The organism is Pseudomonas sp. P2S-1, from assembly GCF_057197725.1.
In genome coordinates this window covers 17,551-31,657 of the sequence record NZ_CM170068.1, presented here as the reverse complement: position 1 = coordinate 31,657, position 14,107 = coordinate 17,551, and the positions used below count along the sequence as shown (strand labels likewise).

Sequence of the window (14,107 nt, the reverse complement as noted above, 5' to 3'; positions counted from 1 at the left end):
GGCGCGAGGTAACCCGGCCTGCTAGGGCACGCGTTTGCGCTCAGGCATAGGGCAGTAGCCCGAGGGCAGGTGCATGGAAACGGTCGCCACGACTTCCAGGGATGTCACCGGTACACCATTCAACTGGAAGGAATACTTGGTGTAGGCCCGCCCGTCGATCTTGCCCCCGTCCGGGTTATAGGTCGGCAGGATGTGCTTGTCGTAGGGGTGCACGCGAATGACGAAGCCGGTGGCCGGATGCTCGGTACCGATGATGTAGTCCTCGGTGAAGATCGCGTCCTCGATGATCTCACCGGTGTCGGCGAAACGGCTGTCCCAGGGTGTCCAGGTCACGGTCACGCTATCACCGTCCTTGAGCCATTTGCTCAGGTCGGGAATTCTCACCCGCACCGCCGGCTCGTCCGGATGGGGGTTGGCGAAGTCCTCGAACAGCGACTCGCAGAGCAGCCAGCCTCTGTCGGCGCTGACCCCCAGGTATTCCGGTGCTTCCGGGGTCAGGACGAAGGCGTCGACCTTCACGTGGTAGGTCTTCGAATGCTGCTTGTTGTTCCCGCCTGGCGCGCTGATGCGGTAATGCACCGGCACGGCGGGGCCATTGCCGACGTCCTGGATGATCTCCCAGGGAATCTCCACGCCGATCTCCGAGCCTGGCTCTTCGAAACCCTGCAGCACGTAGGTGTAGCCGAGGCGATCACCCCAGTAGAACTCGATGATCTCGTCCTTCACCGCCGGTGCGTAGAGGATGATGTTCTGCTTGGCCGGCTCGCCGTTGTCCGCGGGGGTCAGTTCGTTGAACTGCTCGGAGACCTTGCCATAGGTATCGAGCTGGCCCAGGGCCGGATTGACCGGGTCGGGCCAGGTCAGGTCCGGGTCGGGCCGCGGCGGACCGATATGGGAGAAGTCGACGTTGATCTTGATCTCCGGCGCATCGAACGGCACGGTGCCGCGCAGGATCCTGTAGCTGACACTGGTTTCCAGCTCGCCCACGGCGGTGCCGTACTCGGCCTTGAGAATGGCCGACGGTACCCGCACCGGCACCGGGAACACCGGGACCGAGCCCAACTCCTCCGCGGTCACCAGGCTGTTGCCCCACTTCACCTCGACGCGGTCTTTCGGCTTCCAGCCGACGTAGCCGGGAATGTTCACCACCACACCGATCCCGGCATCGGCCATGTCGATCAGGTTGTCGCCCTCGGCCAAGGGTACCGTCGGCGGCTCGAGGTCGGCCGGCAGGGTGCCCAGGGCAACGGCCACCGGCTGGTAGACGGCCAGGCGGCTGCGGTTCAGCGCCTTGTCGATCAGCATATAGGTTATGTAGCAGCCACCGTCCCCCACCTCGCGGATCAGATCGGTCCTGACCTTGAACGTCATCGGCTCGCCCGTCACAGCGAAACGCCCGCCGATAGGTACATCCATCGGGTCGTCGGGAATGGGGTAAGTCGCCCACCAGTAGATCAGTTCATCACCTGGCTGGCGGTCGCCGTACTCCGGAAGGGTGGCGGTGATGCCATCGGGGTTGTCGGTCAGGGTCTGCTCGCTGATGAAGCCATCGGGCATGATCAGCTTCGGCGGCTCGTGCGGGCGCCAGGGCTCGGAGGCGTCCACCAGCACAGTGAGCGCCGGCGACGTCTCCGTGGTGGTGTTGTAGTGGATGATCCGGTAGGTGATATCCCAGGCGCCATCCGCCTGCATGACTTCGACCGGCACGTGCCGGGTCAGCGGAAAGTGCGCGAGGAACGGCGGCGCCAGTTCGATCTCGTCGACCGTTTCGTAGTGGGTGGTGCCAGCGGGTGCCCACTGGATGAACACTCGCTCACGGTCCTCCGGATCGGCCGGGTCAGGCAGGGTCCAGGCCTGCATGGTAACGGCCAGTGGCGCCTGCCGGGCACTGCTGAACAGGGTATTGTCGTTGGCGTCGGCGATCACCCCGGGGGCCAGCGTCACCGGCGGCAGGTCCGTCGTTTCGTTACGCCGGTCCATTTGTGCCTTGCGGTAGTCCCTGCGCGCCTGCTCTGCGATTCGTTGCTGTTCTGACTGTGACATAGTGGTCACCCCTCTCCATGTGTCCAGCCATTCGCTGACACGGCGGATGCCGCTCCGGAACGAACAGCCGTGGGGCCATTTAATACCCCCGGATGGATTGGCGTAACTGACAGAAATAACAGGTGCACCCGGCGCGAGGGGCAGAAAAAGGCCGCCCCGAAGGGCGGCCACGAAGGGAGGGTGTGGAGGTCAAGCCAGGCAGGCTCACGGGCTTGAACGTTGATATCAGGACTTCCGATGCCCAACGGGATCACGAATGTCTTCGACACGTGGTCGCCCCGGCAGCGGTATACCGTTCTTATCGGTCAGCCCTTGCGTGTAGCTTTCCAGCTTCGACGATTTCGACGGCTGCTTATGGGCATTCTCGAGAAATGCTTCATGCCTCTCACGGCTCTCGTACAGCTTGCTCGCCTCCTTCATCGACTGCAGTTCCTTGGCCTGTTGCTTGGCCGAAGTGTTGCTGCTGATACTCTGCTTGATACTGCCGTTCACCGGCGTTTCCGGAGCGTCGCCGGGCGCCGACGGGTATTTGCTGTTCCCCTTCGCCCTGTAGGCCGAGTACCCCAATCCCAAGGCCATCACACCGGAAAATGCAGCCACGATGCTCCAGTCGGCCTGGGCACGCCCCTTCTTCGTGGCGGCCATGATACTGGCATAGGCCGTGAAGGCGCCCGCGAGCAGAGCACCGCCCAGATACCAGACGTTATGCCCCGTCGGATCACTCGCATTCACCGGATCGCCCTTGCAATAGGCATAGGCATTCGGGCCTCCGCGGCCAAACGGGCTCCATTCGTCAGGGCTGCAGAACTTCATCAGGACAGGTCGGTAGAACCGGTAGCCTTTCCCAGCAGTTGCCCCCCCGCCTCCTCGTCCAGTTCGCCATTGAAGGCCAGGCGGGCCTGCACCCGGGTGCTGCGATGGCCGTGGGCGGTGTAGACCATGTCGGTGATACCCTCGCCAGCCACATGCTCGCTGAGCACGCTGTTCTTCTGGTCGCAGCCCAGCAGCAGGCTGATGTCGCCGGCCTGGTGCTCCGCCAGCAGGTTGCCCGCGCCGCGCATGAAGGTACTGCCCTGCTCGCCCTGGAGCAGGTTGGCCAGCTCCTCCTCGCGGTAGAAGCGCTGCTCGGCGCCCTGGGCACCGGACAGGCTGGCCAGGCGGTCGAGTGGATCGTAGCGGTAGCTACCGGACAGCGCGCCATTGCCGTCGCCAACCCCGAGCAGGCGCCCGAGGGCGTCGTAGTTCAACTGCCGGGCCTGTTCGTCGCGCACCAGGTTGCCGTCCTCGTCGTACTCCAGATCGATGCGCTGCGGATACGGTTCATCGCTGTTGATCACATGGGTCAGTTGGGTCGGATCGGCGGGGTTGTCGTAGTGGTAGTCGGCACGGTTCTGACCGCCGGGGAACACGGTCATGACCCGGGTGATGTTGTCCATTCCGTCGAAGCGGAACAATTGCGCCTGCACCGCCTGGCCGTAGGCGTCCAGCGGCGGCGAGCCATCGCACTGGTAGTCGGTCAGGCGATTGCGCTCGTCGTATCCGTAGCGCTCCTCGCGCACCAGCGTCTCCCCCTCATGGTGGATGCGCTTGGTCAGGCGATCCACCGCGTTCCACTCCTGGGTCAGGTGCTGGGTCAGGTCGCCGAAGTCGAAACAGCGCGAGATCTCCCGGGAGAAGTCGTCGTAGCCGATCTGCACATGCAGCTGCTCGGCGTTATCGTGGGTCTTGATGCACTCCAGTTGCCCCAGGCCGTCATAGTGGAAGGTCGAGTTGGTGGACCCCAGCACGGTACACATCAGGCGGCCGGCCGTATCGTACTCGTAGGTCTGGGTCTGCCCGAATACATCGGTATAGCTCAGCAAGCGCCCGCGCAGGCTGTAGGCGTAGTGCATGGCGTACTCCTGGCCATCCTCGCTGCGCGTCTCGCTTTTCAGTTCGCCGGTGCTGAAGTATTCGCGCACCAGCGACTGGCCCAGCTCCGTGCAACTGAGCAGGCGGGCGTTCTTCTTGTCGTACACATAGTCGGCCGCCACCTCCGGCGACAGCTCGCGACGCATGGGCTCATCGCCCAGTTGCGGCAGGTACTCATAGGCGATCACCGCGCCGGCCGGGGTGGTCACCGTGGCCGGCTGCATGCGCCCCGGCTTGTAGGTGAACAGGCGTTCGCGGCCACCGGTCACCGAGCGGGTCATCCGCGACAGGCCGTCGAAGTCCTGCTGGCCAAGCTCGACCTCATCGACGCTGATGTGCGTCGGCAGGTCTTCATCACTGTGGGTGACGAAGCGCCGGCGAACCACCGCCAGGCCCGGCAGCACGTTCTCGACCAGACGGTCGAAGGCGTCGTAATGGTAGAGGGTGGTCTGGTCCCGACCGTCCACCTCGCGTCGGGTCCGGCCCAGGCCGTCGTAGAAATATTCGTGCAGGCTGATCCGCACCGGCTCGGCCTCGGTATCGAAGCGCTCGACCCGGGCCGGCTTGCCGAACAGGTTGACGCGGGTCACGGTCTGCCCGCTGACCTGCTCGCCGTCGATGCTTTGCCGCCAGGCCCGGCTGATCGGCCCGGCCCAGTCGGGGCTGCCGATGGGATCGTTTTCTTCGAACACCACCACCTGGTCCGGCCCTGTGTCGCTGAGCTGCTGGCCCCAATCGTCATAGGTAAAGTGGTGCACCAGCGGCAACTGCTCCTGCAACAGCCAATCGAATTCGCACTCCTCGACCTTCCGCCCCAGGCCGTCGAAACGCGCGGTATAGGTGGTGCGCCAGGCAATCTCGGCGTCGTCGGCACCGTCGACGTCCTGACGCTCCTCCAGAATCGGGCGGTTGAGGCCATCGACCGTGGTCCGGGTTTCGACGTTCTTGACATCGGTCATCACCTGGACCGCCCGCTGACCGTCAAGCCGGGCCAGGGTGTAGGCATAGTGGCGGGTGGCTTCGTAGTCGGTATCCGGGGCCACGGTTTCGGACGTGACCCGGCGCAGGGTGTCATAGCTGTAGCGGATCACCACATCGTCATCGTCGTGGGTCTGCACCGCCTCGCCGATCAGCAAGGCGTGCTGGAGCACCAGGGTCTTGCTGGTCTTATCGAAGCCGGTCAGGGTCTCGGTGGTTTGCAGCACGCCCTCCGTGGCCAGCACCTGGTAGCCATAGTCGGTGAAGGTCGGCTGGCCATTGCAGGTTTCACTGTCGCTGGCGATGCGTCCGTGCAGGATGGCATCGTCCGGCTTGTCGAAATGTTCGTGGCGGGTTTCCTTGAGCAAGGTCGCGCCGTGGCTCAGGGTTTCGCTCTCCAGCGCCAGCCAGGCGTTCTTCGCCACCGAGGCCAGGGGTTCGAGGCGAACGTAGCGGTATTGGGTGCGCAGTACCGGCGCATCGCAGGCGCCATCCGGCGCCGGAGTGACCACCTGCTCCTTGAGGTGACGGACGAAGCCATCCGGATCCTCGGGGCAACCGTCCTCCCCTGCCGCCTTGTACCAGGTGCTGCTGGTGCTTACACCGTCGGGCCGGACTTCGAGGGTCGGGTTGCCATCGAGGTCGAATTCGCTGATCTGGGTCTCGGTGCGGTGCCGGCTCGGCTCGCCGTCGATCGACCAGCGGGTTTGCACCGAGCGTGGCAACTGGAAGTTTGCCGGCTGGTTATCGAAGGCGGTGTCCAGGGCATGATAGGCGGTCGTCACGGTTTTCACGCAACGCCCCTGCTGGGTCTGTTCCTCGGTCATCAGGTGGAACCGGTTGAAGGTGTACTTCACCGTGCGCACCACCTTGCCATCGAGTACGTGGCTGGCGACCGAACCGTAGTCGTAGGTGTAATCGACCTTGTACAACTGGTCGAGACCATCGTCCTGCCAGTTGATCGAGGAGCCGTTGCCGATGAAGTTCTCGGTGGTGTAGGTGTAGGTGGTTTCCTGCGCTGCCAGGCCCGGGCCAGGCACTATGGTGTGGCGGGTCACCCGCGGCAGGTTGGGCCGGCCGGTGCTGCCCGGATAGGCATGGCCACCATCGAGGTATTCGAGGGTTTCGCTGCCGCCCAGCGGCGTGCCAACCGACTTGATACAACTGATACCGCGGACCGTCTCGTAAGTCAGGCGCCAGGACGCCAGCTCCGGCACCGGCAGCACGATCTCGCTGACCCGGCCACCACTCAGCTTCATCACGAAGCGCGACAGCGGCTTGTCATCGAACGGCGGCAACAGCAGCTTGACCTCGGAACTGTCACGCACAAGGCGCAGCAACTCGCCGCTGGCATCCGCGATGCTGGCCAGGCGATGGGTCGTCTCGAACACGGCGTAGCTCAGTTTGACCGCATGTCCGCTCGGCGCCAGGATCTCGCTGGGCAAGGCGATGCGCCGCGAGCCGCTGCCAAGCTCCTTGAGCACTTCCACCAGGCCGCTCTTGTGCACGATGCGCCAGACGCCGTTGCCCTCGTCGAAGAAGCGGAAGGTGTCGAGCTTCTTCTCCTTGATCGACGGTTCCTGGCCATCACCGGTGACCTTGTAGCTTTCCCCGGTATGCAGCGACAACATGCTGGTGACCGGGTTGAACTCGCTCAGGCGCAGGTTCCAGCCCAGGCCGTAGCCGCTGTCGAGCAGGTTGAGCGGATTGAAGTCGAGCTTGATCGGCACATTCGGGCCGATCAGGGCATTGGCCTTGAGCTCGGGCAGGTCGATCGACAGCGTGTACTGCCCGGTCCGCGGGTCGACGCTGTTGTTCATGAAACTCATGAAATTGAAGGCGTTGGAATGCACGGCGGAAGAAGTGGTCATGGTCTTTGGTCCCCAACGGAGAGAGAGCAGACGGCGCGGGCCCCGGTCGCTGGCCCGCGCCGCCCGGATTGCAGAGCGGTTACTGGATCTTGAGGACCAGCGTGTTGCGGCTGTCCTCCTCTGTCGGTGACTCGTAGCCCACCGCCAGCCGATGGCGATTGCCATACACATCCAGCAGGACGAAGATCACCGGTTTGTCCAGCTTCTCGCGGAAGCGCTTGTTCGGATCGCCTTCGGCCATGTCGTCGTACCAGTACCGCATGTCCGCCACGCGGTGGTTGCTCACCAGCAACTGGCCCGGAGACGGCGTGAAGTCACCTTCGAACTCCTCGCGGATCGGCGTGCCCAACGCCTCGCGTCCCAGCCTCTGGAAATAGGTGTCGAATGACAGCCGGGGCGGCGGCTCGTCGTAGCCGGAGAATGGGTACGGATAAAAGGCGTAGCCGGTGTAGCTGAAGAAGGTCTCGGCCATCTGCTCGCTTTCCCACTGCATGGTCGAGCAGTTTTCCTCGATCTGCAGGGTGGCGAAAGGTATTGGCCGGCCCAGGCTCTGGTAGTTGATGTACCAGTAGTCCAGCGAATCCATGTAGTAGGTGAAATCGTCGTCGCTGCCGGGATCGTCACCGCCGGGAGGGCCCTGCCAGACCCGATCGCGCACGATGTCGAAGTCATGGCCCGGACCGACCACCGGATCCACGAAGGGTGGAGGAACTCCGGTCAGCTCGATGCTGGTGTCCTCGACGCCTTTATCCGTGGACTCCCAGATCCCGCCGAATTTGTCGGTGAAACGCACGAAGAACTTCTCCGTGTCCCGCACCGTCGTATGCAGGTACAGTTCGCGATACCGCGTCTTGCCGTTGCGCGGCACCGGCACGGGCTGGCGCTGCAGCGGACCGGCCGCCGTGGCGGGGAACAGGGCGAAGCGGTTGGCGTACTTGTGGGTGAAGCTCACTTGACCACTGCCGTGCTCGATGCCTTCCTGCTCGTCAGCGAGAAATCCAATGTCGTCGCCGGTGTACATGTCCACCAGGCGGATCGACGCGACCTCGGCATCGTCCAGGGGCACCTCGTACTTCTCACCATCGAAATCGACGGTCGTGGTCTCCACCTCCACCACCAGGGGAATCTGCTGGTAGCCATTGGCATAGGCGCGGGTCAGGTTGTTGGGAGCCCTGATCTTGAAGGTCTCAAGCTGCGACCAGGGCGGCAGTTCCTTGCGGGCCGACAACTGCACCACCGCGTAGCCGGTGGCCAGGACCCTGTCGTCATAGACCAGCTGGCAGAGCACCAGGCTGATCACCGAGGTGGCCTGGTCTGGCGGGGTGAATACACCCTGGGCGTCCACGCTGCCTTCGCCGATCACGCTCCAGCGTTGGTACTGTGCCTCGATATCGGTGCTGAACGACGCCGTCTGGCCACGGGCGACGGACGGCACGTACACCGGCTCCACCAGCGCACCCGGGCTGCCGCCCAGCACGATCATGGTCGACTCGATGGTCTCGCCGCTCAGCTTGTCGCGGCACTGGATCTTCTGCACGTTGATCAGCGTATCGACCTTGTCCGGCGGCGTGTAGACCGCGTGGCCCGGGCCCTGCACCTGCAGGCTGCCGATGCCCGGCGCGAGCAGCGTCCACTCCAGTTCGCCGCCACTCTGGCTCGAGACATGGATGTCCACCGGCTCCCGCCCGCTGAGCAGGGACTGCGCCCGCGGCTGCACGCTCATCAGTTCGAAACGGCCGAGCACCATGGCCGAGCTTTCATGGGGCTGGCCATCGATCCTGTACTTGGCCGTGACCACCGCAGGCACGCTGTCCTGGCCCATGCGCTTTTCCGCCGGCGCGGTATAAAGCCCGCTGCTGCTGATGCTGCCCGCGGAGATCGGGCTGCCGAGGCTGCGGGTGCTCCACTCCACATCCGTTACCAGGCTGCCATCGGCGGCGCGCACCCGGAACTGGCGCTCCTGGCCCGGCTTCACCGCCCCCAGCAACGGCTCGATCACCGCGCTCTGCTGCGCCGGCTGGATGTTGCCCAGCACCAGCAGGTCGTGCGGCTCATGACGCCCGTCGGCGGTTTCGCTGAACAGGTTGCGCGCCGGGAAGCCCAGGCGCTCGATCATTTCCAATGGACGCTCGCCGACCCATTCGCGCAGCTCCGCATTCAGCACCAGCGACGCGTTGTACAGGGGCTCGCCGCCCTTGCTCATGTCACTGGGGATCAGGTAGGGGAAATCGTCGTTGTGTGCCGGTTCGCCACCGTTGCTGTCGATGCCCTTGAGCCGGGTGAACAGCAGCAGCGCACCGTCACCGTCGGTGGAACCGGGCGCCGGCTGGGAGTACACATGGATTTCCCTGGGGCTCAAGGGGTTGTAGCCATTGAGGTCCATCAAGCCCATCTCGAAGATGCGCCGGCTGCGCGGCTGCTGCTTGATGAAGTCGAGCAGCAGCGCGCCCATGGTTTTCTGTGCCCGTTCTTCGACCAGCACGTTGCACAGCGGTTTTTCACCCTTTTCCAGGTCGAGGACGAAGCGACCGCGGTGGTCGACATCGCCGACCAGGGTCGAGAGGTCCAGGTCCATGGCCAGGGTGAAGCCGTCGGCTTCGCTGAAATCGAAGCAGGTCAGCAGCCGCGGCATGCTGTCCATCAGGTTCTGCACCAGGCTGAAGCTGCCACCAATTACCTCGACCGACAACCTGACCCGGGCCATGGGCAACGCAGCCGGTTCGAAGGAAATCTGCGGCGCGCCGAAGGTCAGGTTGCGGAAGGTGGCGAGCATGCTTTGCTCTTCGGTCAGCGACACCGTGCCAGTGAACGGCGGCATCAGGCGGAAATCGCTGAGCCCGCTGACGTATTGATGGCGCAGCAGCTGGTTGATACGGTCGCGGCCGAAGGCGGCGATGGCGCCCCAGCCGAGAGTGACCGGCTTGTCGCGCATGCGCGCCAGCAGTGATTGCAGGGTATGTTCGGACATGATGGTGACTCCCTCTCAGGGCTTGCCTGGCTTGTGCTCCAGGCACTTGGCCTGGACTTCGAGCGCCTTGTCGAGATCGAGCAGCGGGATCGGCAGGATGATGTGGCCCCTGGACTTGTAAGGACCCATTGCGTGTAGCGCCTCGATCACGGCGAACTTGTGCTGGCCGGCTGGATCGATCTTGAATATGCCGTCGGCGCTGATCGTTCCGGAACCGGCAACCAGCGTGAGTGTCAGGTATTCATCCGGGGGGATATCCTCCATTTCATGTTTGAAGGTCAATTGCACTTCGTCCGGCTTGTCGGTCTTCTCGTAGCGAATGGTCAGGGTGCCAGAAATATGGGTCACCACGACGTAGCTGGAAACCTTGGAGCCCGTGCTCCTGTTCTCCACCACCACTTCCTCGACGAGGATATGGACGTCCTTCTTCGGCCCGGGCTTGAACGCCTTGTCACCGAACTCGACGTTGCTCGGCACGATCTGCGAGCCGGAACTGGGGTCGGCGATCGACCAGACCAGTTCGCCGTCACCCAGGGTGCCCGCCGACATTTCCCGCAGCACCCCGCTTTCCACGCCCATGGACACCACCAGCGGGTTGAGGGCAATGTCCCGGCTGACGATGCTGACCAGCGCACTCTGGCGGTAGTCGCCCACCTTGGCCGTGACCCTGACCCGGGTGAAGGTGCCGTCGAGTTCGCTCTTCTCCGGCGCGGTATACACTCCGCTGGTGCTGATGCTGCCGACGTTGTCGGACGAACCCGGGACCTTCTCCACCGACCAGGTGACACCGCTGAGCGGCGGCACCGTCTTGAACGTCACCTGGCCTTCGGGGCCGACCTTTTCGTCCATGGGCGTGATGGAGAAGTGGGTCAGGGAGGGAGAAACATCGCCGACCAGGAACATGTCACGAGGCTGGTGCACGTCCTTGAGCACCACCACGTTGTCGCCCTTGAACATGATGCTGTTGAGGCGGAACACATCGATGGCCGAGGCTGGTTCGGAGAACCTCGCCAGGGTGTCGAACAACCGCTGCGCCAGTCGCGGCTCGAGGAAGCTGGTGATTTCCACAAAATTATCGATCACCACCGGCAGCTCGTGATCACCGGGTGACACTTTCAGGCGCTTCATCGGGGTTTCGTCCAGGGCGACCAGGCTAACCATACCCGTCGCACTGTCGAGCCGGGGTTCGAACGAACGGATCATGTGCCAGGCCGCATCCGCCCAAAATTCCTGTATCTGACCATACTGCGGTAAAACTCCCAGGCGGAACTGCGAAAAGCCTTTCCAATCCAGCGTGATACGGCCGTCGCTGAACTTGCAGGTCATGACCACATCATTGTTGGCCAGCGGGAACGCGAGCAAACCAGCGGTGATCTCCTTGAAGGTCGCGCTGCTGCCGGTGATTTCGGGCCCGCTGACAACACCCCGCAATACCCGCATATGATCGATGATGCCTTCCTGATAGCTGACCAGTTCGAAGTCATATTCGCTGCCTTGATCGGCCAGGGCCCGGCAGCCCTCGGAAAAGATCTTGGCCATCAGGAAGTCGTGGCCCAGCAGCATGCTGGCCGAGAAACCATCCGGGATCAGGTACGGCTGGTCCTCGTCCTTGACCGCGATCTTGCCGTTGTCCTGGCCCAGGGTGGTGATGAACACCAGCACCGCCCCCGCCCCCCGGTTGGCGGAATGCACATCCTTGCCTCCGGGCGCAGCATGGGTGCGGATAAAGAACTCCTGGGGCACCAGGTACTGGTCGGGGTTCACCTTGATTTCATTGAGCACGTGGATCTGCTGGTCCTCCGGCAGGTCCTTGAAATAGTCATTGAGGAATTCCCCGCCGATTGCGCGTTCACGGTCGGTCGCCGCGAAGGTCAGCATGATGACTTCGAAGTCATCCTTGAGGTTGAGGTAGATCTTGCCGTCCTCGCTGATCACCCCCTCGGTCCCCTTGAGCTTGATGTCCATGTACACCAGCGGTCCCTGCAGGGCATCGATGGAGCTGATCCCGGCCACCTTCAGCTGGCCGGAGTCCGACTCCTCCAGGGACACCTGCGAACCACCGATGACATGCATGGTCAGCCGGGCTTCCGATTTGTCGATGCTGGCGTTCTCGAAGGACAGCCGTCCGGCATCGAGGATGTAGTCGTAGGTCAGCTCGCGGGTCTTGCCCGAGGTCGGCACGTCCATGTTGATGGGTTCCAGGTAGGTACCGGCGGTGAAACGCTCGATGTACTCCTGGAGCAGTACGGTGTTGGTCTTGGTCCGGTCGTAGGCGACGATGCAATTGAAGCCGCCGGTCCGCGAGCCGCCGCGCAACCATTCCAGCATGTCGTCAAGGGAAGCTCTGGATTCCATGGTGTGTATCCTCTTTCGGTGCAGGGTTGCATAAGCAGGCGTTGGCCTGCGATCAGGGTCTCAGGGGCAGGTTCAGGTCCTTGAAGGGGTAGTGGCTGGCGCCGCCGTCGAAACTCACCTTGGCGCTCAGGGTGAAGTTCTGCCCCATTTGCAAGGATTCGAGGAACATGCGGATCAGCCTCGCCTCGATCTGCTCGGCCGCCACTTCGGCGGCGGTCACCGGCGCGGCGCTACGTACCATCAGGTTGACCGGCTGGCCTCCGGCGTCCACTCCGCTGGCTTCGATGCTGAGCAACTGGCCCACGGCCATGAAGTACCACCTGGCCAGGACCAGGTCGGCCCCGGCAGCGGGAACCCTGGCCAGGGACAGGGCCCCGGAGTCGGCCTGGACGATCTGCACATTGCCGTAGCTGCTGCGCGGGATGGCTTCGATCCGCAAGTTGAAGGGCTCGGACTTGAGGGGCTCTTCGCCCTCGGGCGTTAACTGGTAGAACACTTCGAAACGCTTGGTCTCGCCCGCGCCCATGTTGGCGGCGATGGCCGTGGACGGAATGTGGAAGCGGCGTTCCCGGCCGTTGACCGGAGTGTCGGCGATATGCTGCCCGCCTGCCGGATGACCGTCCCAGTGCACGGCCAGGCGATCGCCCGGGCCCAGCGGGAAGCTGTCCGGCACGTCGACGTAAGCGCCCGTGCGGGCATCGAAGGCCAGCAACACGCCCTTGTTTTCCCCGGCGCCGCCCTCGGCCGTGGCGTGCTCGACGTTTGGCGGCAGCAGGTTCAGCGGCGCGCGGATGTTCAGGGCCAGTTCTTCGCTGCTATGGGCCACACCCTCGCGGGCATACTGGTGGAACACCCGCACCTGGCTGCCGATATTGGCCTGCAGCCAGTGGGCCTCGATCAACACCTCGATCACCCCGCTGTCGATGGCCGAGGTATCGATGCGCAGCGACTTGATCACGCTGTCGGCCTCGCGTCCGCCAATCCAGTGCACCAGCAGGCGGTCGCCGTCCTGCATGTCCGGCCAGGGCGCGATACGCAGGTACAGGCCATCGGGAAAATGCCCGGGGTCGAGGCTGTCGTCGTCATGCCCCTCGACTTGCGGCGCTGGCAGGCGCGCGGAGTCCGCCGCACGGATCTGGAACGTCTGCACTGCCGAGACGCTGGCCTGCTCGCCCGAGGCGTACTCGACCCGGTAGCTGACCTCGGCATGACCTCCCTCGATCCAGCTCAGCTGGCTCTTGGGCACTTGCCAGGTCAGCGGTTTGCCGACATCGGCGGCGCCCAGTTCCTTGGGCTGCGACCAGGTCTCATCCAGCTCCCCGTCGTCGTAATAACCGGCAAAACTGAGGGTCACCTTGTCTCGCGGACGCATGGCCAGGTAAGGCGGGACCACCGCCGGGGTGGTGCTGCCGATGACGCTGTCGGGGTCCAGGGCCAGGTCATGGGAATCGCGCATCTGCGCCACCGGCAATACGGCCGCCTGCCGCGGGCGTACCCCGACGTAGCAGAACTGGCGCAGCGACTCCGGACCGCGCTCGCCGCCCTGGAGCGCGACCGAGTAGGAGTACATGGCCCAGCCCTGGTCCAGGGCGTTCAGCAGGCTGCCCCTGATGGTGACCGCCACGCCCATCTCCGGGTCGTAGTTGGAGTCGTCGACTTCGATCACCTCGCCGACGTAGTCGTAGGCTGCGCTGTCCTGGCCGCAGCCACGCCACACGGGAAAGACCTCGTCGCCATGGGCAAACCCCGGGTACTTGATCCAGGTGGCCAGGTCCCCTTCCAGGTCCTTCAGGTCGATGGTGTCGTCCCGCAACAACGGGATGGACGGTTTGGGTAAATCACTCATGAGTCATTCCTGTCAGTGGCCGGAATCAACCGGCAGGCATTCGCTTGCAGTGGAGTTTTTGTACACCCCGCTGCGCGTTGCCGGTACTGGCAGAACTATCAGGTTGCCAAATGCGCAACGGCAGTTACGCTTGAT

General features: G+C 63.8%; 6 protein-coding genes. All 6 read right to left on the bottom strand.

The annotated features are described in order from the left end of the window. Positions 1-21 precede the first annotated feature (21 nt). A complete protein-coding gene (locus AC2CQI_RS00090) occupies positions 22-2,043 on the bottom strand; it encodes a hypothetical protein (protein ID WP_144443554.1) in 2,022 nt (673 codons plus the stop codon). 225 nt (positions 2,044-2,268) lie between these two features. After that, positions 2,269-2,856 carry an RHS repeat-associated core domain-containing protein gene (locus AC2CQI_RS00085; protein WP_075802474.1) on the bottom strand — a complete coding sequence of 196 codons (588 nt, stop codon included), beginning with the start codon at positions 2,854-2,856 and terminating at the stop codon, positions 2,269-2,271. Next, positions 2,856-6,803: an RHS repeat domain-containing protein gene (locus AC2CQI_RS00080; protein WP_484578711.1), complete on the bottom strand. Its 3,948-nt coding sequence runs from the start codon at positions 6,801-6,803 to the stop codon at positions 2,856-2,858. The genes AC2CQI_RS00085 and AC2CQI_RS00080 overlap by 1 nt, the downstream gene beginning before the upstream one ends. 79 nt (positions 6,804-6,882) lie before the next feature. Next, positions 6,883-9,771 (bottom strand): hypothetical protein, encoded by a 2,889-nt coding sequence (locus tag AC2CQI_RS00075; protein WP_484578710.1) that lies wholly within the window; start codon positions 9,769-9,771, stop codon positions 6,883-6,885. A 15-nt stretch (positions 9,772-9,786) separates the two neighbouring features. Further along, positions 9,787-12,126 (bottom strand): hypothetical protein, encoded by a 2,340-nt coding sequence (locus AC2CQI_RS00070; RefSeq protein ID WP_484578709.1) that lies wholly within the window; start codon positions 12,124-12,126, stop codon positions 9,787-9,789. 52 nt (positions 12,127-12,178) lie between these two features. Next, positions 12,179-13,972 (bottom strand): hypothetical protein, encoded by a 1,794-nt coding sequence (locus AC2CQI_RS00065; RefSeq protein ID WP_484578708.1) that lies wholly within the window; start codon positions 13,970-13,972, stop codon positions 12,179-12,181. Positions 13,973-14,107 lie beyond the last annotated feature (135 nt).